The sequence below is a fragment of the Mycolicibacterium sp. HS_4_1 genome (assembly GCF_054515875.1).
The window spans coordinates 4,885,965-4,912,629 of sequence record NZ_CM137261.1 but is presented as its reverse complement, the minus strand read 5'-3'; the positions used below and the strand labels follow the sequence as shown (position 1 = coordinate 4,912,629).

21 protein-coding genes, 1 tRNA gene and 2 pseudogenes are annotated in these 26,665 nt (G+C 66.9%); 9 read left to right on the top strand and 15 right to left on the bottom strand.

Annotation, left to right across the window (positions count from 1 at the left end; translation table 11 throughout):
* Positions 1 to 9: 9 nt before the first annotated feature.
* Entirely contained in the window at positions 10 to 1,707 is a 1,698-nt protein-coding gene (locus ACX12F_RS23755; protein ID WP_459366738.1) for a hypothetical protein, read from the bottom strand.
* Positions 1,708 to 2,483: 776 nt separating this feature from the next.
* Here ACX12F_RS23755 and ACX12F_RS23750 point away from each other — a divergent pair.
* Positions 2,484 to 2,576, top strand: a tRNA-OTHER gene (locus tag ACX12F_RS23750).
* 216 nt (positions 2,577 to 2,792) lie between these two features.
* On the opposite strand, the gene ACX12F_RS23745 is transcribed toward ACX12F_RS23750, so the two are convergent.
* The 5 genes from ACX12F_RS23745 to ACX12F_RS23725 all read right to left on the bottom strand — a co-directional run bounded on the left by ACX12F_RS23745 (position 2,793) and on the right by ACX12F_RS23725 (position 6,110).
* Positions 2,793 to 3,506 (bottom strand): hypothetical protein, encoded by a 714-nt coding sequence (locus ACX12F_RS23745; RefSeq protein WP_459366737.1) that lies wholly within the window; start codon positions 3,504 to 3,506, stop codon positions 2,793 to 2,795.
* A gap of 29 nt (positions 3,507 to 3,535) precedes the next feature.
* Positions 3,536 to 3,895 carry a hypothetical protein gene (locus ACX12F_RS23740; RefSeq protein WP_459366736.1) on the bottom strand — a complete coding sequence of 120 codons (360 nt, stop codon included), beginning with the start codon at positions 3,893 to 3,895 and terminating at the stop codon, positions 3,536 to 3,538.
* Positions 3,896 to 3,912: 17 nt separating this feature from the next.
* A protein-coding gene (locus ACX12F_RS23735) for an IS5 family transposase (protein ID WP_459366735.1) occupies positions 3,913 to 4,810 on the bottom strand; the annotation gives its coding sequence in 2 pieces (ribosomal slippage) (positions 3,913 to 4,465 and positions 4,464 to 4,810; 900 coding nt in all).
* A 64-nt stretch (positions 4,811 to 4,874) separates the two neighbouring features.
* A complete protein-coding gene (locus ACX12F_RS23730; RefSeq protein ID WP_459366734.1) occupies positions 4,875 to 5,504 on the bottom strand; it encodes a hypothetical protein in 630 nt (209 codons plus the stop codon).
* Between the two features lie 21 nt (positions 5,505 to 5,525).
* Entirely contained in the window at positions 5,526 to 6,110 is a 585-nt protein-coding gene (locus tag ACX12F_RS23725) for an MspA family porin (protein ID WP_459370481.1), read from the bottom strand.
* A gap of 389 nt (positions 6,111 to 6,499) precedes the next feature.
* Here ACX12F_RS23725 and ACX12F_RS23720 point away from each other — a divergent pair, with 389 nt between their 5' ends.
* From ACX12F_RS23720 to ACX12F_RS23710, 3 genes are all read left to right on the top strand, one after another.
* Complete coding sequence (locus ACX12F_RS23720; RefSeq protein WP_459366733.1) at positions 6,500 to 7,267, top strand: glutaminyl-peptide cyclotransferase; 768 nt, start codon at positions 6,500 to 6,502, stop codon at positions 7,265 to 7,267.
* A 60-nt stretch (positions 7,268 to 7,327) separates the two neighbouring features.
* Positions 7,328 to 8,245 (top strand): alpha/beta fold hydrolase, encoded by a 918-nt coding sequence (locus ACX12F_RS23715; RefSeq protein ID WP_459366732.1) that lies wholly within the window; start codon positions 7,328 to 7,330, stop codon positions 8,243 to 8,245.
* 154 nt (positions 8,246 to 8,399) lie between these two features.
* Entirely contained in the window at positions 8,400 to 9,545 is a 1,146-nt protein-coding gene (locus ACX12F_RS23710) for a permease (RefSeq protein WP_459370480.1), read from the top strand.
* Between the two features lie 56 nt (positions 9,546 to 9,601).
* On the opposite strand, the gene ACX12F_RS23705 is transcribed toward ACX12F_RS23710, so the two are convergent.
* From ACX12F_RS23705 to cynR, 3 genes are all read right to left on the bottom strand, one after another.
* Complete coding sequence (locus ACX12F_RS23705; RefSeq protein WP_459366731.1) at positions 9,602 to 10,231, bottom strand: maleylpyruvate isomerase family mycothiol-dependent enzyme; 630 nt, start codon at positions 10,229 to 10,231, stop codon at positions 9,602 to 9,604.
* A gap of 160 nt (positions 10,232 to 10,391) precedes the next feature.
* Complete coding sequence (gene arr / locus ACX12F_RS23700; protein WP_459366730.1) at positions 10,392 to 10,820, bottom strand: NAD(+)--rifampin ADP-ribosyltransferase; 429 nt, start codon at positions 10,818 to 10,820, stop codon at positions 10,392 to 10,394.
* A gap of 177 nt (positions 10,821 to 10,997) precedes the next feature.
* The gene (cynR, locus tag ACX12F_RS23695) at positions 10,998 to 11,906 is read right to left on the bottom strand and encodes a transcriptional regulator CynR (RefSeq protein ID WP_459366729.1); all 909 of its coding nucleotides are present in this window, start codon (positions 11,904 to 11,906) and stop codon (positions 10,998 to 11,000) included.
* A gap of 107 nt (positions 11,907 to 12,013) precedes the next feature.
* Between cynR and ACX12F_RS23690 the strand changes: the two genes are divergently transcribed.
* From ACX12F_RS23690 to usfY, 5 genes are all read left to right on the top strand, one after another.
* Positions 12,014 to 12,241 (top strand): hypothetical protein, encoded by a 228-nt coding sequence (locus ACX12F_RS23690; RefSeq protein WP_459366728.1) that lies wholly within the window; start codon positions 12,014 to 12,016, stop codon positions 12,239 to 12,241.
* Between the two features lie 52 nt (positions 12,242 to 12,293).
* A complete protein-coding gene (cynS, locus tag ACX12F_RS23685; protein ID WP_459366727.1) occupies positions 12,294 to 12,764 on the top strand; it encodes a cyanase in 471 nt (156 codons plus the stop codon).
* A gap of 120 nt (positions 12,765 to 12,884) precedes the next feature.
* Positions 12,885 to 13,937 carry a hypothetical protein gene (locus ACX12F_RS23680; RefSeq protein WP_459366726.1) on the top strand — a complete coding sequence of 351 codons (1,053 nt, stop codon included), beginning with the start codon at positions 12,885 to 12,887 and terminating at the stop codon, positions 13,935 to 13,937.
* Between the two features lie 298 nt (positions 13,938 to 14,235).
* Positions 14,236 to 15,612, top strand: coding sequence for a L,D-transpeptidase (locus tag ACX12F_RS23675; protein ID WP_459366725.1), 1,377 nt, complete (start codon positions 14,236 to 14,238; stop codon positions 15,610 to 15,612).
* 157 nt (positions 15,613 to 15,769) lie between these two features.
* Positions 15,770 to 16,075 (top strand): protein UsfY, encoded by a 306-nt coding sequence (gene usfY, locus ACX12F_RS23670; protein WP_459366724.1) that lies wholly within the window; start codon positions 15,770 to 15,772, stop codon positions 16,073 to 16,075.
* A gap of 12 nt (positions 16,076 to 16,087) precedes the next feature.
* Here the strand turns inward: usfY and ACX12F_RS23665 are convergent, their stop codons facing one another.
* From ACX12F_RS23665 to ACX12F_RS23640, 6 genes and pseudogenes are all read right to left on the bottom strand, one after another.
* Positions 16,088 to 16,417, bottom strand: a complete 330-nt coding sequence (locus ACX12F_RS23665) for a GNAT family N-acetyltransferase (RefSeq protein WP_459370479.1) — start codon at positions 16,415 to 16,417, stop codon at positions 16,088 to 16,090.
* Positions 16,418 to 16,435: 18 nt separating this feature from the next.
* A pseudogene (locus ACX12F_RS23660) lies at positions 16,436 to 17,401 on the bottom strand (pirin family protein); the annotation flags it as partial.
* A 119-nt stretch (positions 17,402 to 17,520) separates the two neighbouring features.
* Positions 17,521 to 19,242 carry an exodeoxyribonuclease V subunit alpha gene (recD, locus tag ACX12F_RS23655; protein ID WP_459370478.1) on the bottom strand — a complete coding sequence of 574 codons (1,722 nt, stop codon included), beginning with the start codon at positions 19,240 to 19,242 and terminating at the stop codon, positions 17,521 to 17,523.
* 41 nt (positions 19,243 to 19,283) lie between these two features.
* Positions 19,284 to 22,594, bottom strand: a pseudogene (locus tag ACX12F_RS23650) (UvrD-helicase domain-containing protein).
* Positions 22,594 to 25,902 carry an exodeoxyribonuclease V subunit gamma gene (gene recC / locus ACX12F_RS23645; protein ID WP_459366723.1) on the bottom strand — a complete coding sequence of 1,103 codons (3,309 nt, stop codon included), beginning with the start codon at positions 25,900 to 25,902 and terminating at the stop codon, positions 22,594 to 22,596. The pseudogene ACX12F_RS23650 and the gene recC overlap by 1 nt, the downstream one beginning before the upstream one ends.
* Positions 25,903 to 25,949: 47 nt before the next feature.
* Positions 25,950 to 26,657, bottom strand: a complete 708-nt coding sequence (locus ACX12F_RS23640; RefSeq protein ID WP_459366722.1) for a crotonase/enoyl-CoA hydratase family protein — start codon at positions 26,655 to 26,657, stop codon at positions 25,950 to 25,952.
* Positions 26,658 to 26,665: the final 8 nt, after the last annotated feature.

The following is a 26,665-nucleotide window of genomic DNA, read 5'->3' as shown; positions in this document are numbered from 1 at the left end:
TCTATCCTTCTAGGCTAATGCCTCGGCTTGCGATACCGTCGCGACTGTCGTCGGATAGTAAGTAAGATCTCCTCTGTCCGATGTGAAAAACGCGTTTTCACCAAGATGATACAGGCGCACAGCAGCCTTATACTCTGAGATATAGGTGGTCGACGGGACGATGATGCCTATGTCGAGACAAATGTCCACTGCGAGAGATACGATGGCGAATCCGCTCAGGGGGCATTCGTTCTCAGGGATCAGTGATCCTAACCCGGAGATTGATACGCCGATACCTAGCTTACGTTTTTCGGGTGACTCGTATTCTTTGAAGAATTCCTGGGCCGACATCCGGCGGATCGCTGCTTCCTCGGGTAGCTCAAGCTCGTTGTGAGCTGTATTAAAAATCGCTGCTACTTCGTTCACAAAGTCATTCCCAGTACGAATGATCATCGCATCGTGGACTTCATGCGGGATCTTAACGGTTCTCTGCAGGGACTTCGCCGTCTTATCAAGAAGCTTTTCGATCAATCCATCTTGGTCGAAAAACACCCTCGGTAACGCCTTGTCGTCTGCCAACTCGCCGATTGGAAGGGAAATCGGCGGCGCGCTGGGGCTCTTCACGAAGTGTTCGACCGCTCCTAAGGCGAAGCGCGAGGTTGCTCGACCGTACGTGATCTTCAGTGCTTTGGTATCGACAATATTTCTAGCGAGTTCTTCAAACTGAACCACATCACCGTTAACGGTTGCTCGATGAAATTCCCGAGCGACAACACCAGACATTATAAGCTGGACAAACCTGTGTCGAGCGGCCGACGACCATTTGTCGAGAGGGACCTCGGTCTTCGCTCCGATTCGCTCCTCTAAGGTGCGCAGTGCGTCGCGGACTAGTCCAGGGTCGAACGGAGTCAACACGAGTACGGGCACGAAGCGGACTAAGGATCGTGTACCCGATGTCCTTCCATAAGCGCGCATCTTAGAGAGGGCGACAAATTTAGATATTCCCGGAATGATGGAGTCGAGAGCTTCATCGATCGCTCTGCTCACTGATTCTTTTGGAAAAAGACTGTACGAGAAAACTTCTGACTGTGCTATTACGGGTGATGTCACGTCGGCGCGCATCCAGCCATCGTTGGAAAGAATCCGATCTAGATTTGCCGACGACAATTCGATTTGCGAGCTCATGAAATAGTCGCCCATGGGGGGGACCAAGCCCTGATGTAGCGAAGCTGTTAACTCCATCGAGAAGTTCTCGACCGCGGCCGATTCTCGCTGTACTGCGTGTGAAATTTTGCAGTAGCGAACAAGCGATTGAGAAGCGCTATCTTTGTCAATGCAAATTGCATTTACTTGGACTTCTCCGTCTGCTACGAGCTGACGGAGCTCTTTCACCATGAGCGCGAGTGATGACCCAAGGAATACAGTGTCATCCAATATGAGCACACGTTTTCCATGCCATTCGTCAGATGACAAATATGTGAGGAATTCTCGACCGGTAATGACCCGACAAGGTATTTCGGGCAAACCAGCTTGAAGTAGTAAGTAGTAAAGGTTAGCAACCCGCGGGGTTGAGAAAACGCACACATCAACGTTTTCGCGTGATGTCTCTTCAACCGCACGGGCAAATAGATCGATTGTCGCTTCCCGCAACTGCGGGTCGCTAACGGGCGAAAGAACGCTGCGCAGGTAGAATCTGGGGACTCCGCTATGCCCTCGTGCCGTGCCCACTGCACCCTCCAATCGGTGCAACACGGGCAGGTGCCGAATTGCCCACTCCAAGATCGGATTCGAAAGTGGCTTCAAAGCTACCCCTCGCTGAAGGAGGCTCGGACACCAGGGCGTCTCTGTGGCCGAGCTTGGTGCTCACGATTGCAGCTTAGCAGCCAGCTCGGTTACGATGGTGGATTGGGCCGCGAACCGCTCGGCGTGGCTGAGGCCGCGAGATCCATCCAGGGGTCCCTCGCTGCGGTTTGTGACCTGTAGCGCTGCAAACCTAACAGCGGTCGGCCTGGGCAACCTGGCGAGCGACAAACTGCCGCCGGAACCCTGAGCAAAGACCTCCGGCCCGGATCAGAATGAAATTTGGCCAACTTGCGATGTTCCTAAATGCCTGACAGAAAACTCTTCGGTTTTCAAAGCAAACCGGTAAGACCGCAAGCATGAGGGGGAATTATCTCAGCGGCGCGGTTGCCACGGTGATGTTGGTATTCGGCGGTATCGCTTTTCCGGCACAGGCGACGCCTTTCGGGCCGGGACACGTGCCCCTCACGCTGATGAGCCAACAAAACGCTATGCGTGCTGCAGAGAACATCTCGACGTCGCGGGAATGTCTCGCACGGGACTGATTAGACAGCTGGTGTCCTACTCGCGCTTCGGGGCGCCATAGGCTCGAACGGCAAGCCCGAAGAAGTGTCACGAGGTTGCCAGAAACACGCGCGACATGGCGGGGTGTCGCATGACACTCTCTGGCGCCAACGCCGCCGTTCAGCGCCACTGACGGTATTGGGGGACACTGGCGGACATCGCGTCTTGCGGACTGTAAATCACTGTAAATCCGTCGGCGAAAGCCTACGCAGGTTCGAATCCTGCATCTGCCACACTGATCAGGCCCCCTTTCGAGGGGGCCTGACGTGTTTTTGCGCCGAGCGCGAGGAGATCACGAAAAAGCCGACGGCGCGCCCTCGATCTGCTGGGCGCGTGGGATTGTCGGTGCTACCCGGGCGAGCGGTCGGGGTAGGGCAGCCGCGCGAGTCGGCCGGATGTTGTGGTGTTGCACACGTGGGTGGTCGCGGTGATTGGCTGGTGCCGCGATCTCAGGCGGTGGCGCTGGTCGTGGTGCTGTCGGTGCCTGTCGGTTTGGTGCCGGCGGCGATGGTCTGGTTCAGGGTTGCCACCGCGACGCTCGGGTCGCCGTCGGGGTTGGCTTTGCCGTCGGTCAGGTAGCCCTGCACGGCGACGGTGGATCCGGGCTTGAGTGCCCAGTCTGCGGCGGTGGGTATCAGTTTGTTGGTGGTGATGACGACCGAATGTGTTGCGCCATCGCCGGTGAGTGCGCTCGCTGAGCCGCCCCACGATTTGCTCGGCGCGGTCGGATCGACCAGGGTTACCGAGGCCATACCGACGCTGGAGCCGCTGTAGGTCAGCTTCACCTTGATGGGCCGTGGCGGGCAAGCTGTTTGGCAGTCAGAGCTGTCGCCCTCTTGCCATACCGCGTCCACGCTCAGGGTCGCGCCCGTGCCTTGTGAGGCGACGCAGTAGCCGGTGGAGCTGTCGAATGCCGATCCGGTCTGGCAGTGCTTGATGCCGACGGGGCCGGCGGGCCCGCATTTCTGGTAGGCGGTGGGGTCCCCGGCGACCGGAATGTAGGACGCGGTGCCTCCGCTGACGTTGGCTTCCGAGCAGGTCTGTGGCGGGGCTTGCCGGAAGTCGGTGCTTGGTCGCGCTGCCGCGGGCCCGGTGCCGGCCAGGCACGCCGCCGTCATGGCGGCGGTGATGGCCCATCCGATTTTGGTTGCCGTGGTGTGCATTGCAGGCTCCCTGTTTGTGCGTGCGGTTGTCAGCAACCGTCTCCGATGGTGTCCATGGCCTTGGGCAGCCGGGGTGCCGGTACGGCCATGTTGTTGTAGCCGGGGTTGGCCGATTCCCAGCCGATCATGTAGCACACACCCGGGCGCTCGACCAGATTGGCTGTCCAATTGTTCAGTGTCGGTTCGCATGTGGCCGCGTCGATATCACTGATGCGGATAGCGCGGTCGGGCTTTCCGGGTTCGTGCAGCCACTCGATGAGGTTCCCGAAATGCGGCAGCGTGCACGGCCCGGCTGCCTGTGCCGACGACTTCGACGGCTGAGGTGACGACGACACCGGGGCCGGTGCGGCGTCGTGATGACCGGAACAGCCGGCAACCAGGGCGGCCACGACCGCCCCGGCCCCGGCTAGGGCGTGTCTGACAAATGGGGTAGCCACAGGGTGACCGCTCTCAGGACTGCTGCGGCGCGGTAGACGATGGCGAGCTTGTCGTAGCGGGTGGCCAGTCCGCGCCATTGCTTGACGTCATTGAAGTTGCGTTCAACGACGTTGCGGCCCTTGTAATCTTGGGCGTCGAAGGCCGGGGGCCGGCCGCCACGGCAGCCCCGTCGTTTCCGGTTGGCGACCTGATCGGAAGGTTCCGGGATCACCGCGCCGATCCGGCGTCGCCGCAGCAAGGTCCGGGTGGCTCGACTCGAATAGGCCTTGTCTGCGCGGACGCGATCGGGGCGGGTGCGGGGCCGTCCGCCGCCGGGGCGGTCGACTCGCAGATGGGCGAGCAAATGCTCGAACACCGGGCCATCGTGGGATTGACCGGCGCCCACGAGCACCACCAACGGCCGCCCGCGACCGTCGACCAGATGGTGAATCTTGCTGGTTAACCCACCGCGGGAGCGGCCAATACCGTGGTCAGGCGGCTCGATCGCCAGATTCGTGTAATTCGACCCAGCCCCCTGTGTCACGGGTGAGGTTCGTGGCGTGCTGATGCGCGCGAGCGATCGTGGAATCGACCGCCACCGCCCAATCGATCATCCCGGCCTCATCAGCGGCCGCCAGCAACCGGGCCAACACCGCATCCCAGGTACCGTCGGCGCTCATCCGCCGGTGCCACGTCCAGATCGACTGCCACGGACCGAACACCTGCGGCACGTCACGCCAGGCAATGCCACACCGGTACCGGTAGATGATGCCCTCAACCATCGACCGAGCATCCTGGAAAGGTCTGCCCCGCTTACCCGTTCGAACCGGAAGCAGATCCTCGATCAACGACCACTGGGCATCGGAGAGCAATTGGAACCGCGACATTCCTCAAGTCTCAGGCACCACACCTGAAACTTTTGTCAGACACGCCCTAATCCGTTGCGTCGTTTCACGAACTCGGCGACACCCCGGCGGGCACCTGGACCGGCGGCGGACCCGACGGTGCCGGCTCCGGTGTCGCAGCCGGCGTGGCCGCCGCCGGCTGCCCGCTGGCCGCCTCCAAGATCGGCGCCGGCTGCCCCGGCACCGCGGGCGCCGTGGTCGGCTGCGCCGACTCGGAGCCCGGCGCGGACTTGGGCGCCGCACCGCCCGGATCCTCCAGAGCCGAGCCCTCCATGCCGGCTCCGATATTGGTACCCGGGGCCACCGTGGGCAGCGTCGGGTTCGGACTCATCCCGGCCCCGATCCGATACCGGGTACTGCTGGAGGTCAGCAGGTTCGCCTTGTTGGGGCTCAGTCCCAAGGCGCTGCCGGGCAAGCCGTCAGCGTTCATCGCCGGATCAACACTGGCCGCCGCCCGCACACCGCGAGCGTCGTACGCAGCCGGCGGCGGGCTGGTGATCCAGTTCGGGGCGAACGTGTAGCTACCCATGGTCGGGCTCACCGGTGCCGGCGGACCGGGAAACCACGGCAGCACCGGTGGGGCCGGCTGGGCATCGGCCACCCCCGGCGCCAGCGGTATCCCCACCAACCCCAGGATCACACCCAGCGCCTTGGGCCCTAGTCCTTTGCGCGACATGATGATTCGATTCCCCTTGCGTCAGATCTTGCTCGGGTCGCCGTAGATCGCGAACTCCGTGTGCGACTTGGCAGTGGAAATCCTCAGGTAGGCATAGGACCGAATGTTGACATCACCACCGCACGCGTCGGCCTTGATGTGAATGTTGTCGATGTCGAGCATCGCGGTGCCACTATCGGACAAGGCCATGTTCGCCAACGGCAGATCCACGATGACACCCGGCTGGATCACCGTCTGCACGAACCCGGCCGCACCGATCGTGCCGCTGACCCCGGTCAACGGCAACCCCGCCGACCCCGCCGCACCACCGGTACCACCGAGCTGCAGACCGGTCGACACGTCGGACTGGCACCCCAACTGATACCCCAGAATGAAGATGCTGTCGGTGATCGGGCTCGACCCACCGGTCGCGGTCGCCGTTCCCGACGCGGTCACAAAGCCCTCCCGCGAGTTCACCGCCGCGGCCAGGTTCGGCACCGAATTGATCGACTCATGATCAATCTTGATCTGCAGATGCCACCCATCACGGCTGACCTTGTCGTACACCTGCGGAGCCATCTCGGCAGGGTCGGCATGCGCCGGCTGTACCTCTACCGCAGCGATCATGCAGATCGATGCTGCGGCGATGGCGGCGATGCGCTTCGGTGACAGTAAGGTCACTGGCCTGAGGAGAGACGGGTTTGCCATGCGGTGCCTCAGCTTTCGTTGCGGCCCAACGTGCCTGGTGCCCGTTCGGTCCTTGCCGCAGGGTCATATAGCCAATCGTTTGTTGCGGCTCTGTTATCTCATCGTTGCTTCGCTGCTAATCCGGATACTCCCATCATTTCTTCAGCTTGCCTCAAGGAAAAGCACAGGTTGGTGGTGGAGCCGCAAGTCAAACGCATTGCATGTGGCCGGATCTCACCTCGCCGACGTCACCGCAGTGCAGTCGCGAATCGGGTCCCCGCGCCGCGCTCGTCCGGTTCCAACGGGGTTCGGGTGATACTTTCACCGCCATGAGGCGGGTAGGTGCGTTGTTGATCGCACTGCTCGTCGTGTCCGCAGAAACCCCGGTGACGCGGGCGGATTCCGGAACCGTGACCCTGTTGCGCCCGGCGGTAGTGAGCCGTCTGGACCACGACCCGGATGCTTTCACCGAGGGGTTATTCAGCAGCGGCGCAACGGTTTACGAAAGTTCGGGGCTGGTCGGCCGCTCGCAGTTGCGCGAGTTGGATGCCGCCACCGGCCAGCTGCGCCGCGCCGCGCCGTTGCCGCCGGCATATTTCGGTGAGGGAATTGCCGATGACGGTGACCACATCTGGCAGTTGACCTACCAGAACGGCGTGGCCATCGAGTGGGACAAGGCCACGCTGACGATGCTGCGAGAAGTTCCCCTAGACGGCGACGGCTGGGGGCTGTGCAATGACGGTCAGCGTCTGATCCGCAGCGACGGGTCGGCCCGCTTGCATTTCCACCAGCTCGGCGACATGCGCGAAACCGGCGTCATGACGGTCACCCACAACGGAGAACCGGTAACCGGGCTCAACAGTCTCACCTGCTTCGACAACCAGATCTGGGCCAACGTGTTTCCGGCCGACAGGATCGTCCAGATCGACGCGACCTCCGGCGTCGTCACGTCGCTGGTGTATGCCGACGGTCTGCTCGATGCGCCGCACAAGCCCGCCGACGTACTCAACGGCATCGCGCACGTCGGCGCGGGGGAGTTCCTGCTCACCGGCAAGAATTGGCCCGCCATGTACCGGGTGCGGTTCACTCCGCTCTGACGCCCGCTCTGGCACCGATGTACGGCATGCGCGCACGGGGCGGTCGTTAGGATTTGACGCATGGTCGAGTCCACTTCGGATCAGGACGTCGTGCTCGACGTCGAGGGCTCCGGTGTGCAACCGCCGGTAGACTCGAAGATTCGCAAACAGTTCGCACTGCTCGAGCGTTTCGCGCCGCCCATCGGATCCCGGTGGGCCACCGAGCTGTGGTGCACGCCGCCGATCATCGAGCAGAGTCTGCGCATGCCGCCCGGCGTCGGGCCGGGCGCTCCGCTGGAAGCCCACTGGGACGGCCACCGCGTCGTCGGTGAATCCTGGGGCGACGGACCGCCGGTGTACCTGGTGCACGGCTGGGGTGGGCGCCGCCCGCACCTGGGCATGTTCGTCAAGCCGCTCGTGGCGGCCGGCTACCGCGTCATCGCCTTCGACCTGCCCAGCCACAACGAGTCCGACCCGGGCGCGCTCGCACCGGGACGCACCACCGCCACCGAATGCGCCGACGCGGTCGCGGCCGTCATTCGGGAGCACGGGCCGGCCCACGCCGTCGTCGCGCATTCGCTCGGGGCCAACGCGACCACCATGGCCGCGGCGGTGAACGGTGCGAAGGTGGGCCGCCTGGTGCTGCTGGCGCCGATGGGCGATTACCCCATGTACCTGGACCTGTTCGCCGCCCGGCACAACTTCGGCCCGCGGATCCGGGCCGGCCTGCAGCGGCGACTGGTGCGCCGGATCGGCATGTCGCTGGAAGAGACGAACATGGTCAACCTCGCGGCTCGGGCGGGCCACCCGCCGCTGCTGCTCGTCCACGACCCGGACGACCCCGACAGTCCGTATTCGTCGAGTGAGAAACTCGCCGCTTCGTGGCCCGGCGCCCAGCTGCTGACCACCAAGGGGCTCGGGAAACTGGCGCACTACCGCATGCTGCGGCACCGGCCGGCGATCACCGCCGGCATCGACTTCATCGGCAGCCCGGTTTAAGCGTCGTCGCGCAGGCGGGGTTACGCAGATATTCCGCGCGATTTTCCGCGCAAACCCCTCGCTCGGCGATTCGGATTGCTGCTGACGGGTTAACGTCACTGGGGTGGACGCCGTAATCGCCGCGATCGGTCACGCACTGGCCCTGGCCGGTTCGATGACGTGGGAGATTCTCTGGGCGCTGATCCTCGGATTCGCGCTGTCGGCATTGGTGCAGGCTGTCGTCCGGAAGTCGACCATCGTGCGCCTGCTCGGCGACGACAAGCCGAAAACCCTGGCGATTGCGGCGGGGCTCGGTGCGGCATCGTCGTCGTGCTCGTACGCGGCAGTGGCGCTGGCCCGCTCGCTGTTTCGCAAGGGCGCCAACTTCACGGCCGCGATGGCGTTCGAGATCGGCTCCACCAACCTCGTGGTCGAGCTCGGCATCATCCTGGCCCTGCTGATGGGCTGGCAGTTCACCGCCGCGGAGTTCGTGGGCGGCCCGATCATGATCGTCGTGCTGGCGGTGCTGTTCCGGTTGTTCGTCAGGAGCCGGCTCATCGACGACGCCCGCGTGCAGGCGGAGCAGGGCATCGCCGGCTCGATGGAAGGCCATGCCGCGATGGACATGTCGGTGCAGGGCGAGGGCTCCTTCGCCAAGCGCCTGTTCTCGGCGCCGGGGTTCACTTCGGTGTCGCACGTGTTCGTCATGGAGTGGGCGGCGATCCTGCGGGATCTGATCCTGGGCCTGCTCATCGCCGGAGCCATCGCCGCGTGGGTGCCGAATACGTTCTGGGAGAACTTCTTCCTCGCCGACGACCCGACGTGGGCCGCGGTCTGGGGGCCGGTCGTCGGGCCGGTGGTGGCAATAGTGTCGTTCGTCTGCTCCATCGGCAACGTGCCGTTGGCCGCCGTGCTGTGGAACGGCGGCATCAGCTTCGGCGGCGTGGTCGCCTTCATCTTCGCCGACCTGCTGATCCTGCCGATCCTCAACATCTACCGGAAGTACTACGGCACCCGGATGATGCTGACGCTGCTGGCCACCTTCTACGTCTCGATGGTCGCGGCGGGCTATCTTGTCGAATTGCTTTTCGGTGCAACCGGTCTCGTCCCCACCCAGCGCAACGCCATGGTGATGGAGAGCGGCATCTCCTGGAACTACACCACCTGGCTCAACATCGCCTTCCTGCTGCTGGCCGCGGTGCTGGTGATCCGCTTCGTCCGCACCGGCGGCATCCCGATGCTGCGCATGATGGGCGGCTCACCCGACTCCGGGCATGAGGGCCACGATCACCACGCCGGCCACGAAGCTCATCCGCACTAGACGATGTTCGGCACCTGTATCGCAGCATTGCGCCACCGAATCTTCCCGGCGGCTGACTAGCGCAGCCTCGCCGCGAGGGTCGGCCGCCCCGGGCCGCTCAATTCATCGAGGACTGCCGGGCGACCGGTCATGGCCATCAGCAGTGCCTCGCCGGTGCCGGTCACCTCGGGTCCGCTGCCGTGTTCCCAATCGACATCGGTGGCCCGCAGATGCAGTCCCCTTATCCGCTTGCCGGCACCCAGTCTCGGATTGCCCGGGACGGCCGGCAGGATGCGCTCGAGTCGTTCGGCCGGGATGGTGCGTGGGTGACCGAGTGCGCGACGGATGTCCTGATGATGGACCGTCCCGTCCACCAGTCCGATCATCCCGCCGAATCCCGATGTCAGTCCTCGCGGACGCAGGTGTGCTTCCAGGAAGTCGACCAGCTGAGCAGGGGTGTACGACGCGAAGTCGTGAACGCCGACCTCATTGGCGCGCACGATCCGCCCGCGAACGAATCGCTGCAACAAACCGAATGTGCTGAGTTCCTCATAACTCACGAGGTGCGAGACGACGTCTTTCACCGACCACCCGGCGCAGAGGCTGGCGGCGTCCCAGTCGGCGTCGGACAACGTTCGTAGGTAGGCGGCGAGGTCGCGGCGCTCCTCGGTGGCCAGGTCCATCGTCGATGGTTGAGCCGCCATCACGCCTCCTCTGCGACGACGTCGCTCTTGCGAATCGGTGCCACCCCGGTTGTCACGAGCGTTTCCCTTCTTCGCCGGCCAACCGCTTGAAGATCGTCCGTCTCATGCGATCGGCGAGCGCGGCCCAGGGATCGATGGTTTCGTAAGTAATCATGCGTCCTCGTCAGTCGTAGATGACGGCGAGTCCACGGCGTTGGAGGTCGGCCAGGCCGTCGCGCATGACCTGTTGCTGTTCGGTCGAATGCCCGACCCAGTCGGCGAGTTCGCCGACGATTCGTACCGGCTCCCGGGTGCGGTAGGAGTGTGTCGGATTTCCCGGCAGCTTCTTGTCCGTCACATTCGGGTCGTCCTCCAAGTCGCCCTGCGGCTCGACGACGTAGATGCGGCAGCGGCCGTCGCCGGCCGCGAGTTCGGCTCCCCATGCCGCGGCATCGAGCGTCCGGGTGACGTAGACGTGGTTCGAGATCCGGCCTTCTTCGTAGTTCGACGCACGTCCGGGGATCAGCAGATCGCCGACCGAAAGATCGGCTCGGGTGCCGTGCAGCAGCGCCCCCGACTCGTGGACTTCAAACGGTTTCGGTGTGTTCGGCATGACATCCCCCATTCGTCGCAGCACCTGGCCGGACGATTGTGCGGCACGACCGGGGCCTTGCGGCAAGCCCCGGGGTCTGCCATAAATTGAGAGTGGGAGGACTGCTGTGCCCGACTACTCCGGTGGGGCAGTAGTGCGAATTACGTTGCAGGACAACAACCGGGGTTCGGCGATGAATCACCCGGGCGTCGCGTAACCCCGCGCGGCGACGAGTTCGTGGGTGAGCCGCACGAAGGCGGCGGCCGCCGCACTCTGATAGCCGCCGTGCCGGCGCAGGAGGGCGACGGTGCGCGTCGGTATCGGCGGGTCCAGCGGCACCGGCGTCAGGTGCGGATGGTCGTGCGTGACGGCGTCTGGCAGGACCGTGGCCAACGGCGTGCGCTGCACGATTTCGGTGAGGGCCTGGACAGAGTTGGCCTCGACGGTGATCCGCGGGTCGACGTGGTGCGCCGCAAAGTACGTGTCGATGTGCGTGCGAGTGAGGAAGTCACTGCTCAGCAGGGCCAGGTGGACGTTGTCCAGCGCCCCGACGGGAAGTGGCGCCGGCAGGCTCCGGGCGCGTACACCGCTGGTCACGAGGCCGAGGTGCTCGGTGAACAGTGCGGCGGCGTCGATGCCGGGAACCGGAGTGCCGACGAAGGCGATGCCGACGTCGAGGTCGTCGGCGAGGAGGCCCGCTTCGATGCTGTCCTGGGGCATCTCGGCCACCGTCAGGCTGATCCCGGGATGGCGGGCGTACAGCTCGGCGGTGAGGGGGCCGATGAGGTAGGTGATGAACGTCGGCGTGATTCCCAGGCGCAGGTGACCGCGCGAGAGGTCTTGGACGTCCTCGATGGCACGTTCGGCGGCGGCCAGCTCGCGGAGGGCACTGCGGGCGCGCTCGGCGAAGGCGGCGCCGGCATCGGTCAGTCGCACCGTGCGGCCACTGCGGTCGAGCAGTTGGACGCCGAGCTCATGTTCCAGCTGTTTGATCTGCTGGGACAGCGTGGGTTGCGACACATATAGCTCTTCAGCGGCGCGGGAAAAGTTGCCCTGTTCGGCGACGGCGAGCAGATACCGCAGGTGACGGAGCTCGAGTCCGGCCATAGCTCCAACTATAGACGCTATCTATGATTCATCTGAAATTCATCTATTGGACGTTATAGATGCTGTTCATGCATGGTGAATGCAGCAAGAAAGGAAGCATCATCATCATGAAGAACAACAACCTCGCCGCCGTGACAGCTGGACTGATCGGTGCCGGACTGGCCGCGGTCGGCATCGGTCTGGCTGCTCCGGCGCTGGCGGACAACGGGGGAACAGTGGCGCTGCCCGGGCCCGTTCCGGTGTATGCGCAGGACTCCTTCCTCGGCGGCGCCAACCCCTACGTGCCTTTCGGCGCCAACCCGATGGTGCCGTACGGCACGTGGGCGCAGCATTGATCCGGCGCTGACACCACGTTCGCGAAGCATCACCCTGGAAGGAAGCCCCGACATGATCCACGCACAGTTCGACCCCACCGCCCGTCAGCTCCTGGCTGCCGCCGCCGTCGAGGCCAAGACGCGTAAGGACCTGTCCTGGCAGCAGCTTGCCGACGCCGCCGGCCTATCCGTGGCGTTCACGACCGCGGCCATCCTCGGCCAACACGCCCTGCCGGAAGAATCGGCCAAGGCCGTCGGTGCGCTGCTGGGACTGGACGACGACGCAGTCCGGTTGCTGCAGACCATCCCGGCCCGCGGCTCCATCCCGGGTGGCGTGCCCACCGACCCGACCATCTACCGCTTCTACGAGATGCTGCAGGTCTACGGCACCACCCTCAAAGCGCTGGTCCATGAGCAGTTCGGCGACGGCATCATCTCCGCCATCAACTTCCGGCTGGATGTGAAGAAAGTTGCTGACCCCGATGGTGGCGAACGTGCGGTCATCACCCTGGACGGTAAGTACCTCCCTACCGTCCCGTTCTGATTTCTGGCGCCGACTGGCTTAATATGGTGGTGCCGGTCACAGAAATTTTCGCAATAGCAAATTTTCGTGGCAAACTAGACGGAGGCCGCTGACGGCCTGCTTCGAGAGGATGGACGCAGCGTGGCGACGCACCTGAGGATGGCGGCGGTGACGTGGTTGGTCGCCGCACCGGTATTCGGTGCCGGATTGGCGCACGCTGCACCTCTTGACGTGCCACTCGCTCCCGCTACGTCATCCGGTTCTGGTGGCGACAGCTCGGGCACTTCGCGTCCGGGTTTGTCGTCCATCGGGGATCTGGGTAAGACGCTCGGTGGGCTGACGTCCGCTGCGACCGCGGCAGGCACCGGCGCTCTCTCCAGCTTCGGCGTCTCGCCCTCGGCCAGCCAGCAACTGGCGCCCAAGTTCGGTGACGGTCGCAACGGCTCCAACATCTCTTCCACGAGTTCGTCCTCGAGTACGTCGACCGGCCTGCCTTCGGGCGCCGTAAACACGACCGTGAGCGCAGCTGCCAGCGAACCCGGGAACATTGCCGAAACCCCTGCGGTGGCACCGTCTGTTCAGTCGGTCTCCGCCTCGGTGGTCCAGGCGAGTGCCGCGGCCGGCCAGACCGCCGTCGTGGTGGCGGACGCACCCTTGGCGCCGGTGACGGCGCTGACGGGACCGCTGCCCGCGGCCATCGGTGACCCGATCCTCAGCGTGGCTGCATTGCCCGGATTTGCTGTGGCGCAGACGCTGCCGGTGGTCAACGGGTTTACCGCCGCCGCGGCCTCGCTGACGTCGACCCTGACCACTCCGCTGCCCGGTGTCACGCAGGCCGTCTCCCTCGGGCGCGGGTTCGGTGTGCACGTCAGCCCGCCGGCGTCCGGTGGGGCGCAGCTGGATTCACGCTTTGCCGGTCACGCCGACGGCATCGGCGAGCTGCCTACCGGCGGACCTGCCCCGGCAGATCGGGTTTTCGCGGCGGACAACGCGCTCGTCGCGGCGGCGCCATATCGGGCCGGATACCCGGACGACCTCCGCGCGGCCGGTCTCGGAGAGGTCGCCGCCGTCGCGGTTCCCGGCTTCACCGGCTTGCTGGTGCTGACGGGCGCGGGCGGGCTGATCGGCTTCCGGCAGGCCCGCGCCGGCCGCGCGATGCACGGCGGATCTCTCACGCGATTCGCAGGTCGGTAGCCCTTTCGCCGGGCCCTGAATTCACGACGCAAGAGCGCGCTCTGCGTCGTGAATTATTTTGGTGCCGAACATATTTGGACGCAGTAGGGCCGGCGTTGCCCAAAGCTGTTGGGATGCCGTATGTTTGGCGGAATCGCCGGGCTGGCTGGCCGCCGCCGACCTCTGGCGAAACGCCCCGGAACCAGCATCTAGCACACATCGACGAGCGTTTGCCAGCCGACACGCCGAGGCGGCGCCGTGGCGAATTCAGGGTGAGCTTTGCACAACGTGCAAAGAACCCTGCCGACCGCTTACTCTGATGCGGTACCTCGAGTACACAAATCAGACAAATCCTGGCCGACGCCGAACTTTTGGAGCTGTGTTGACGTCATCCCGCCGTGTCCGTGGCGCCTGGCTGGCCGCTGCGCTGGCCGTCCTTGCCGTGCTCGGTGGGACCGTGGTGTCGTCGACGTCGCGCTGCCATGAGGGTTGCAAGGTGGTCGCCGCGGCGCGCGATCTGTCCGTCTCGCAGCCGGCCGCACCCGCGCCTGCCGTACTGGCCGCCACACCGGCCGGTGGGGCGAAAGACGTCAGCCCGGCCGCGCCCGTGAATATCACCGCCACGAGCGGCACCATCACCGCGGTGACGATGGTCAACGGCGCCGGAAAAGAGATTCCCGGGACGCTCGCACCCGATGCCAAGACCTGGACGCCCGCGGAGCAGCTGGGCTACGGCCGCAAGTACACCATGACCATCGAAGCGCGCGGGCCCTCGGGCATGCCGTCGCGGCAGACCTCCAGCTTCACCACGCTGGACCCCACCTACCAGACGGCGGTGTACCTCAACACCGTGTCCGGCGCCTCCCTCAAGGATGGGGAGACCTACGGCATCGGCACGGTCGTCGTCGCACATTTCGACGAGAAGATCGAGGACAAAGCCGCCGCCGAGCGCAATCTCGTCGTCACCACCAACCCGCCGGTGCCGGGCTCGTGGCACTGGGTCGACGATGCCAACGCGCACTGGCGACCCGAGAAGTACTTCGCGCCCGGCACGACGGTTGACGTCGCGGCCAAGATCTACGGCGTCAGGGTCGGTGACGGCACCTACGGCCAGCAGGACGAGCACGTGTCGTTCCGGATCGGCAACGCCCACGTCTCGGTCGCCGACGACCACACCCACCAGGTCAGCGTCTTCGACAACGGCAAGCTGGTGCGCACCATGCCGACTTCCATGGGCATGGGCGGTACCGAAACCATCGGCGACACCGTCATCTCGTTCTGGACGCCGCCGGGTGTCTACACCGTGATGGACAAGGCCAATCCGGTGATCATGGACTCCTCGACGTTCGGCCTGCCGATCGGTAGCCGCCTCGGCTACAAGGAGACCATCCCGTGGGCCACCCGGATCAGTCATGACGGCATCTACCTGCACCAGCTGAATGCGACCATCTGGGCGCAGGGCAAACAGAACACCTCGCACGGCTGCCTGAACCTCAACAGCGAGAACGCCAAGTGGTTCTATGATTTCTCGGTGCCCGGCGACGTCGTCGAGGTGAAGTTCACCGGCGGCCCGCCACAGATGCTGAGCCAGAACGGCGACTGGAGCGTGCCGTGGGACCAGTGGGTGCGCGGTTCCGCGCTGACGCCGCCGCCCGCGACACCCGCGCAGGCCGCCGCGCCGCTGCCGCCGCGCTAGCGACTTCTGAGTAGTCGCCCAAACCGCCCATTTTCACCCGGAAACCCGTCGGGACCGTGTGTCCTCGGCGGGGTGGCGGGGTCCAGTGTGAACTATCTCACTATGGCCGGTATTTGGGCGTAGCCTTAGGGCATCTTCTGCAAGAAGGGAGACGCGAATGAAAGGCGCGTACCACGATCCGGTAGATCATTCCCGAACCACTCAGCCTCACGCCGGTGAATCCTTCATCGACACGCTGTGGCTTCCTGGCCTCGGCCTGATCGCACTCGGCATCGTCACCATCGCCGGCTTCGTCTTCGCAACCGCATACCACCGCGCGGACCTCGAGGTACCGCTCGGCCTGATCGCGGGCGCGTTGGTCACCGCGGGGGCACTCGTCATCACGCTCGAGCACCTGCGGGTCAAGCGAGTCGAACAGCGTTGGCTGGCCGACCATCCCGAACGGACCCTGCACGCAGGCTGACCGTCCGGCGGTCTAGTGCGGCAGCAGCCGCAGAATCTCAGGCGTCCGCGGATCGAGGATGTCGTCGAAGTCGTGGTGCTTCTCGACGTACGCCTTGACCATGGGGCAGATCGCCACGATGCGCTTGCCCTGTTGCCGGGTGGTCGCCAGCGCTTGGGCAATCAGCACAGTGGCCAGTCCGCGCCCGCCGAACGCCGGATCGATTTCCGTGTGGTAAAAAACCCGCTGCTCACCGTGCTCGACGAAAGCGGTGAGCCCCACGGGCTTTCCGTCGACCGCGATGCTGAACCGATCGGCTTCCTGGGTCACCTCGACGGGTGCGCCGTTCTTGTCGGTGAGCATCACTCGGGCCTTTCCTCCGGTGGGCGGTTTCCGCGGGACCAGGCGGGTGGTCGGGAGCGGGGGAGCGGGCAACCGAGCCGGGCCACCCTGGTACCCGATGACTTCGCCGAATTGTGCGGATTCGGCCTGCCACTGATTGCGGTACTCGACGATCTCCTCGTGCGTGCGGCCGACGAAGTTCCACCACATCAGCAGTTCTTCGGTGAATGGCGTACCGCCGAGGATGACGGCGCGCGCTGGTTCGGCACCGGTATTGGCGAGCGTCAGGCGCGTGGATCCGACGCCCTGGTAAGCCATTTCGGCCGGCTGCACCGGCGTGTCGGCGACCGTCAGCGCGCCCTGATCGAGCAGCACGGCGTGCTCGAAGGTCGGGTCGACCTCGAACTCGACGGTGGCGCCGGCTGGTAGATCGACCTGAGCGCCCAGTAGCGGAGTGTGCGTGTGTACCGGCGACTGCTGCCCGGCCAGTGTGCCGAGGAAAACCGATACTGTGGCGTCACCGAATGAGACCGGTTGCGGCGCATAGTGATCGAAGTTGCGGGGGCCGTGGCGCGCGGCGTCCGGCAGCGCGACCCACAATTGCACACCGTGCAGGATGGTCGTCGCCGGCGTGGAGACCTCCGAGTGGCAGATGCCGGCGCCGGCGGTCATCAGGTTCAGCTCGCCGGGCCGCACCATCTCGTGCACACCATGCGAGTCGCGGTGTTCGATCTCACCGCTGAACAACCAGCTGACCGTCTGCAGGCCGGTGTGCGGGTGCGGCGGGACATTCATGCCGGCCTGGGTCCGGATGTCTTCCGGGCCGTAGTGGTCGGCGAAACACCACGCGCCGACGAGCGAACGGTCACGTTGCGGCAGGGTGCGACGGACCTGCATCGCCCGCGGGCCACCGAGTGGCACCTCACGAGGCTGGAGAATCTCGATGCGATTGGGAGGCCCGGCGGCACAGTCGTATTCGACGGGCTCTGCCTCAAGATTGCTCACGCTCCGCCTTTCTCGTGCGTACCATCGTCGCGTTCGCTCCGACCATACCTGCGTCCCTCAACTACTGGATGCTGGCGGCAGTGGCGACCGCCGTCGCCACGACCGCCGCTGGGGCGGCCCTAGGTACTGGCCCGCAGCCGGTCCCGCAGCCCGGACGCGCGCAGTGCCTGCCGCTGCACCGCGGCCCGCACCTCGTCGGCCGACCCGACGATGCGCACCTTCTTCTTCGCGCGCGTGACGGCGGTGTAGAACAGCTCGCGGGTCAGCAGCCGGGAGTCGGCGGGCGGCAGGATCACCGTCACCTCGTCGGCTTGTGAGCCCTGGCTCTTGTGAATGGTCAGTGCGTACATGGTCTCGACGTCGACGATGCGGCTCGGCGAGAACTGTTGCGTCGCAGTCGCTCCGGCGATGTGCACCTGCACGCCGTCAGGGCCGGCGGTGACCAGCCCGGTGTCGCCGTTGTAGATGCCGAGCGCATAGTCGTTGGCGGTGACCAACAGCGGGCGGCCCGGGTACCACGGCGACCACGTGGCCTGCCCGGTTTCGTCGGTGAGCCAGCGTTCCACCTGGTGGTTCCAGTGCCGAACCCCGTACGGGCCGTCGCGGTGCGCACACAGCAGCCGGTGCTCGTCCATGGCGGCGAGGCCGTCATCGCCGGCGCCCCGTAGCGCGCACTCGCGGACCTTGAGCGCGTGACTCGCCAGTACCGGGCGCAGCACCGCGGCCGGGTCGGCATCCTCGACGAACTCGATTGCCGCGTCCCCGGCGCGCAACAGCGTCAGCACCTGATCGGTGTCGCCGGCCCGGATCGCCTCGGCCAGGCCGCCGATGGCCGCCCCGAACCGGTGCGTGGTGCGCAGCGCGGCGATCTTGATGGACGGATGATCGGCCAGCCCGTCGACCAGGTCGGCCAGCACGGCGCCGGCCTGCACCGAGGTCAGCTGGTCGGGATCGCCGACCAGCAGCAGCCGGGCGTCGGGCCGCACGGCTTCGAGCAGCCGGGCCATCAGCGTCAGCGACACCATGGAGGTTTCGTCGACAACGATGACGTCGTGCGGCAACCGGTTGCCGCGGTGATGCTTGAACCGCGAGGCGCTGTCGGGGCGCCGGCCGAGCAACCGGTGCAGCGTGACGGCGCGCAGTCCGCTGAGCCGCTCCTGATCGGCGGCCTCGAGCCGGGCCACCTCTGCCGTGACAGCTTCCTGGAGCCGGGCGGCGGCCTTCCCGGTCGGCGCCGCGAGTGCGATGCGCAGCCGGGCCGGGTGCGCGGCCTGCGCCAGGAGCGCGAGCAGCCGGGCCACGGTCGTGGTCTTGCCGGTGCCGGGGCCGCCGGTCAGAACGGTCACCGGCTGGGTCAGCGCGAGTTGCGCGGCGGCCCGCTGCTCGGCGAAACGAGTTGGCGGGAAAAGGCGTTCGAGTTCTGTGCCGGTGATGGCGGGGGACGCGTGCGCAGATAGCGCCAGCAGGTCGGCGCACACCTGCTGTTCTTCGCGCCAGTAGCGATCGAGATACACCAGCCGCTCGTGGTCCAGCCGGATGGCCGTGCCCGTCAACGAACTGCCCGCGACCGCGGAGATCAGTTCGTCGGGCGCCGGCCACGGTAGCTCACCGTCGCCGACCCCACTGCCGATGTCCTCGGCGACGGTGGCGAGGTCCACACACACCGAGCCTTCCCGCAGCGCCCGGACCGCCAACGCGACGGCGAGCGCAACGACTTCGCTGGGCTCTTCCGCCAGCGCACAACACCTTTGGGCGACATGCACGTCGGCGGCATTGAGCACGCCGGCGGCGTTGAACGTCGCCAGCAGGCCGGTGGCCGCCGGCACCTGCCGCCAGTCCATCGGGTCGGGCAGCCGGTCCGGTGTTGCCTCCAGCGGCGCGGTCATGACTGCGTCCCGCGGTCCAACAGGTCGGACAGCCGACTGACCAGCTGGACCGGCGGCTGCCAGCTGAACACCCCGCATGGGTGACCGTCGACGATGGGAGTCTGCGCTCCGCACATACCCCGCACGAACAGATAAGCCACGCCGCCCAGGTGCCGGCCGGGCGCGTAGCCGGGCAGTCGCCACCGCAGGAACCGGTGCAGCACAACCGAATACAGCAATGCCTGCAGTGGGTAGTCGGAGTGCATCATGGCCTCGGCGAGCCGGGGCGCGGTGTAGTCGGCCGCGGTGTTCTCGGTCCCGAAATCGCCGAGCCGGTTGGTCTTGTAGTCGACCACCAGGTACTTGTTGCCGCTTTCGTCCGGGATGCGCAGCACCGCGTCGATGGACCCCGACAGGTACCCGTGCAGCCGCTGGTGTGCCAGGGGTTCGGCCTGCAACCGGGTGCTGTAGGCCGACAACGGATCCGACGCCGGCAGCAGCTCGCTCACCAGCGCGCCCACGTCGCCGAGCCGGATGTCGCGGGCGGCGTCGGGCCGGTCCTGGCCGCCGCCGAGGGGCATCTCGAAATCCAGTTCCCGCAGCCGGTCTGGCAGCCCGATCTGTCGCAGCGTCAGGCCCGGCGCCAACGGGCCCAGCGGGGTGTCGTGCATCGGCACCAAGGCCGTGGCCAATTTCTCGGTCGGCACCTCGACGTTCCACAACCCGGTCTGCTCGTCGATGCGGGCGGCCAGCTCGGCCGTGAGCTCGGCGGCCAGGGGATCGGCCCGCTCGAGCACGGCATGCACGAGAGAGCCGAACGCGGCACCGGCGGCAAGTGTGCCATGGGCGACGGCACATCACCGGTCAGGGGTGCCGGGGGCGCCTCGGTGACGACTTCGGCGGATTCGTCGTCCCGGAGGGCGGTGTCCGGCTCGCTGCTCACGGCCTGCCCGTCGTCGTGCACGACGCGCACCAGTGCCGAGTACGACGTCCGGCGCCAATGGGTGTCGATGCTCCGGTGGAAATGCCGCACGTCCAGGTCCGTGGGTGCCTCCCGGCGCGGTGGTGCCATCGGCGTGACGGGCTCGGCCGCCTCGACCACCGGGCCGCCGGCGTGCTCCCACGCGGTGAAGCAGGCCATCGCATCGTCGTCGGAAAGCGTCTGCGGGACAACGGAATCCGGTACCGCGGTGGCACCGGGGCGGCGTCCCCGCAACAGCCGGGACAGGCCCCCGTTCTGCTCGTCGCGCGACGGCGCCCACCACGCCACCACCTGCGACTGGGCCCTGGTCAGCGCGACATACGTGAGCCGGACGTTGTCCCCGGCGGTCTCGGCCAGGCCGGCCTGCTCGGCGGCGGACCGGTCGGGCGCCCCGGCGCCGCCGACATGCAGACAACGCGTGCCGTCGGCGTCATGGAAGCGCAGCACCGTGTCGGTCTTGACGAACCGGTTGAACCCGAACGGCAGGTACACCACCGGGAACTGCAGCCCCTTGCTGCGCCACACCGTCATGATCTGCACGGCCGCGGCGTCGCTGTCCAGCCGGCGGTTGCGCTCGGCCGGGCCACCGCGGTCCTTGATCTGGCGGCGCAGCCAATCACGCAGGGCAGGGAGGTGATAACGCTCGCGGTGGGCGGTTTCGTGCAGCAGTTGGCTCACATGCGCCAGGTCGGTCATGTGCCGCTCCCCGCCGCGGTGTCCGAGCACCCGTTCGGGCAAACCCTGGGAGACCGCCGACTCGAACACCGCCGCGATACCCCGATCCCTGGCCAGCCCGGCCCACTGGCGGACCGTGGTGGTGACCTGGTCGGTCAACTCGTCGCCACCGGCCGCCAGATCGGCGGCGCGGTAGCCGAAGAACATGGTGGTCGCGGCGGCCCGCACCACGCCGCTGCGATTGGGGGTGTCGAAGGCATCGAGCAGCCGTAGCCACTCCGCCGCCGCGGCCGAGGCGAACACATCGGTGTCACCCGAATACACCACCGGAATGCCCAAATCCAGCAACGCATCCCGGCACGGTACGGCGTCGAGGCCGCTGTCGACGATCACCGCGATGTCGCCGGCGGTCAGCGGCCGGCCGTCGAACTGCGCACCACTGGCCAGCAGCACCGAGATGTCGGCGGCCAGGTCCTTGGCGATGTACGGCCGCAACTGGCCGATCGGAACCATCTTGCGCTGCGGCGTCCCGAACTCCGTGCGCGCCACGACCCGCAGCCGGAAGGGATCGTTGCGCGGCGCACCCGTGAGCCGGTGCCGGTGGGTGCGGGCCTCGATGGGGTGCACCACGATGTCCACGTCGCCGAGGGCCGCACCCTTGAGCAGGGTTTGCAGCCGGTCCACCAGAACCTTGTCGCTGCGCCAGTTCTCGGCCAGCGTCAGTCGCTGGTCGGCGCTGCGCGCGGCATCCAGGTAGGTGACGATGTCCCCGCCGCGGAACGCGTAGATGGCCTGCTTCGGATCGCCGATGAGGACGACGGCGCTGTGCCCGACGAAGGCCCGGGAGATCACCTGCCACTGCACCGGGTCGGTGTCCTGGAACTCGTCGACCATGACGATGGGCCAGCGCCGGCGCATCCGGTCACGCGCCGGTGCGCCGGATTCCTCCAGCGCGGTGGCGAGCCGGCTCAGCAGGTCGTCGAAGCTCAGCACGCCCAGCCGGCGCTTGCGGCGTTCGAGTTCTTCGAGCACCCCGGCAGCGAACGACAAGCGTTCCGCCGCAACACTGTCGGGATCGGCGGTCACGGGACGAAGCTGTGCACTGGGGTCGCCGGCGACCCGTTTGGCCAGCTCCAGCGCCTCGGCGAAGCTCAGCGCGGGTTCGTCGCGCTGGTCTGCGTACGTGGTCAGGTACAGATCCGAGACGATCTCGCCCACCAGATCGTCGAGGCTCTCCACCAGCTGGGCGCCCGAATCGGTGTCACCGGCGATGCCGAGCGAGCGCAGCACGAGCCCGCAGAACTCATGGGTGGTGGCGATGGTCGCGGCGTCGAAATCCGACAGTGCGTCGCGCAGGCGGCTGCGGCGCAGAGCCAGCTCGCCGGGCGCCACGGCGGCCAGGTGGCGGATCAGGTCGTCGGCATCCGCGGGCGGATCATCCAGCGCGGCAACGGTCTTGACCAGTTGAGCGCGCACCCGCTCCCGCAGTTCCCGGGTGGCCGCACGACTGAACGTGATCAGCAGCATCTCGTCCAGCTTGGCGGCGCCCTCGGCGATGTACCGCGTCACCAGACCGGCCAGGGCGTAGGTCTTGCCGGTCCCGGCGCTGGCTTCCAGCACCGTCGTGGTCGCTCGTTCGGGCAGTGGGCCGAGCAGATCGAACGCCTCCATCAGATCCGCCGTTCCGCATCGAGCAGCGGCCGCCACAGCCGGGACGCGTAGGCCCCGAGGCGCGTGTTCTCACCGGGGACGGCGATCTCGTCGGGCCGCGGCGCATCGAGCAGGACATGCAACGGTGCGCCCGGTCCCCACACCTCGACGTACTCGGCGCCGTCCTTCTCCCAGCGCCATTCCGACTCGGCGCCACGTTCCGGCACCGGGTCGTCGAATTGCCGTGCCCGCGCCCATTCCAGCGATGTCTTCAGTGGCAGCGGCAGCGGTTCGCACCGGCCGGCGTCGTAGATCGCCACCAGGTCGCGCAGCACCGACAGCGGTTGCTCCGGTGGCTGATACGCCATGGCCGCCATGGTGTTCCGTGGACCGCGGCCGATGCAGTAGGCCTCCCACTCCTGCTCCGGCGCGCCCGCGGCCAGCGCAACGAGGGTGACCCAGGCCTGCAGCCGATGTTTGGCTCCCAGCTTCGAATACGTGACCGTCACGGTGCGGTCCTGCCACAGCGGGGCGACGGTGCCGGTGAGTCTGCGGCCCTCACCGAGGTCCACGTCGATGTCCAGCGCGCTCGGCTCGCCCCGCTGCAGCGTTCGCGCGGCCGTCGCCAGTTCGATTGCCTCGCCGCGGATTTCCCGGGCCTGACGCCAGCCGAGGTGTCCCGGCGGCAGCGTGCCGCGCCGCCATTCCGCGCCGATGACGAAGTCGGGTTCCCGGCCGATCTTCAGATCGTCGAGCATGCGTTCCCCGACTGCCCACTTGCCGAGGCCGTCGATGGCAACCGGCATTTCGTCGGACACTTCGTCGGCGTCCCACGGCAGGGTGTAGTCCAGCGCCCGGAAAAAGCCCCGGACGGGGTTCGCGAAGAACCGCAGCAGCTCGGCCAGCTCGACGTCGCCGCACGGCGACTGGTCCAGCGGACCCTCGATCAGCCGCGGCTTCGGCCTGCGCTCGCCGAGAACGGACCGGGCCCCGCGCAGTGCTGCCGGGTCATAGGTGAACGGCCGGCCGGGTACCAGCCGGCCGCGGGCGACGGTGCGAATATCGAAGGGCTGCAACGGGTGATCGGCCACGACGCGGTCGCGGACGGATTCAGTCTGGTCGACGGTCCGGGCTGAGGTGTTCTCCACCGCATCGAGCAGCTCCTGCACGGGGACCGCGGGCGGACGGTGCTCACCGGAGTGCTCGTCGGTGCCGGTGTACGTGATGACCAGGGTGTCGGTGGCCGAGCAGATGGCGTCGAGCAGCAATTGCCGGTCCTCGGAGCGGATGTCGCGTTCCCCGGTCAGCGGGTGACGGGCCAGGACGTCGTCGCCGTCGGCGATGTTGGTGCGCGGGAAGACGCCGTCGTCGAGCCCGACCAGGCACACCACGCGGTGTGGCACCGAGCGCATCGGGACCATGGTGCACACCGTCAGGGTGCCGGTGCGGAAGTTGGCGCGCGTCGGGCGGCCGGCCAGTTGCCGGCGCAGCAGCGAGCGGACATCGGGCAGCCGCAACATCGTGTCGGACCGAGACCCCGCATGCGTCAACACTTTCGTCAGTTCCCGGTCCAGCTGGGTCTGCTGCCATTGCTCGTCGAGGCCGACCCGGGTGAGCTGCGCGATGCCGTCCCGCAGCACCTCGACCCAGCCGTCCAGTGGCTGCGCGCCGGCGAGGCGGTCGACGACGCCGCGCAACCTCTGCACGTACTCCGCCAGCCGGCCCGCCAGTTCGACCCGGTTCGAGTCGACGTCGTCGAGCGGCAGGGCGGTGCCCAGCCAGCCCTGTGAATCGTCGGACATCGCGGTGCCGACGAGCAGCCGGTCGACACCGAACTGCCAGGTGTTCTGCGGGTACCGCTGCAGGTCGTAGGGACTGCGGTGCGGCGCGTCGAAACCCCACCGAATACCCGCTGCGCCAACCCATTCGGTGATGGTCGCCAGGTCGTCGTCGCCGAACGCGAAGCGGCGGCGCACCGGGTCGCCATGTGCCATGCTCAGCACCGAGCTGGCGGTGGCCCGGCCGTCCGCGATGTCGAGCAGTTCGGCGAGCACGCCCAGTAGCGGATTGGTCTGGGTGAGCGCGCGGTCGGCCAACCGAACTCGCAGACCCTGGGCCGGATGGCTGAGGTCGGCATGCTCACCCGCCCCGAACGCTGCGGAGATCAGCGGTGCGTAGGTTTCGATGTCCGGGCACATCACCAGGATGTCGCGCGGCTGCAGGGTCTCGTCGTCGTCGAGCAGGCCGAGCAGGACGTCGCGCAGGACGTCGATCTGCCGCGCCGCGCCGTGACAGCGATGGATCTGGATGGAGCGGTCGTCCTTCGTGAGGTGCCGCTGCGCGGGCCGCACCTGGTCGGCCGAGATATCGGACTGCAGCCAGCCCAACAGCGTGTCCGGAAATCCGGCGCGGGGATGGAACCGATCGGTCTGCGCGGCGGGCAGGCCGCGTTGCAGCTCCCGCAGATCGCGGCCGAGCGTCTGGAGCAGCGGATGTCCGACCCGCAATCGGCTGGTGTCGGTGCGTCGGGCCTCCTGCCCGTGCAGGCCGGACAGCTCCTGCCACAACGGGTCGCTGGGGTGCGGCAGCCACAGGTGCAGATCGTGGTGGGTGGCCAGTGCCCCGAGTAGTTCGAGATCGGCCGCGGGCAGCCGGGTGTGGCCGAACAAGGACAGGCGGGCCGGCAATCCGGACGGTGAATGACGAAGGCGGGCAATTATTTTCGCCTGCCGCACCGGGGGCGGGTCGGCGGCGATCCGGTCGGCCGTCACGCGCCACAGGTGCGGTTGCCAGCGCAGATCGTCGTCCAGGTGGCCGCCCGCGCCATCGGCACTGCCGCCGTCCAGCCAGTCCGCGAGCATCGCGGGCCGGGCCTTGGCGTAGGTGTCGAACAGGCCCGCCAGCCGCCGGGCCACCGCGTAACGACGGCCCTGCCGCAGCTGGGTCTCCTCGGGGCTGCCCTGTTCGGTGTAGCCCAGGTGCGCGGCGAGGGCGTCTGCCCAGCGGTGGTCCGCACCGAGGTCGTCGAGCACTTCCAGCAGTGGCCACACCATGGCGTCGGGGTCCCATGGGTTGCTGTCGGCGGTCCCGGTGACCTCGGCGAGAAGCGATGCGGGGGAGCGGAATTCGATGCCGGCGCAGACGCCGTCGGCGGCCGCGCCGGTGCCCAGCGCATGAGACAGCTGCTGGCTGAGCCAGCGCTCCATGCCGCGCGCGGACACCAGGACGAGCTCGGCGGCGAACGGATCCGCCAACGGTTCGGCGAGCAGCGCACCGAGCCCGGCGGCCAACGCGCCGGTGTCCTCGGCTCGGTGCAGATGTAGCGCCATCGGACCACCCTAGGTCGGGATACCGACAGCTTCGTCGAGGCGGGGCGTTACCCGCCGAACTCGGCGGCCAGACCGTCGATGCCGGCCTGGATCGCGGCCAGTGAGTCAGCGCGGGCCTTGAGCTTGCTGGCCAGGTGATGCTGGGCGTGCAGGGTCGCGGCGAATCCGGCGGCCACCTCCTGAGCACGGCTCAGCACGTCCTCCGGCGCCACGATCTCGTCCAGCCAGCCGCCGGCCCGCGCCTCTTCGCCGGTGAACGTCGCCGCCAGACCGACCGCACGCTGGAAGGCCGAATTGGTCAACCGCATGCGGAGGATCTCGATGCACGCCTGCGGCACCGTCATACCGATGGCCACCTCGTTGGCCTGACAGCGGGTCTTCTCCGAGCCGACCCGGTGGTCACCCGAGCACAGCAGGAACGATCCGCCGGCGACGGCCGGCCCGGTGGCGGCGACCACCACGGGAACCGGGAAGCGCAGGAGCCGGACCATCAGTTCGATACCGCCGCGCAGCATCGCGAACCCGGCCGCCGCGTCCCCCGAGCCGAAGATCGCGAGGTCGAAACCGGCGCTCAACACCCGGTTGTTGCCGGAAAGGACGATCGACTTGACCGCTCCGGCCGCCGCTGCCTGCTCGGCCTGGTCCAGTGCGGCGTGGATGTTCTCCTGCATCGTCGGGCTCAGGACGTTGACCTTGCCGTCGTCCAGCGTGATGGTGGCGACTGCATCGGCCACGGCGTAGGCGACGGTGCTCATCGGTTCTC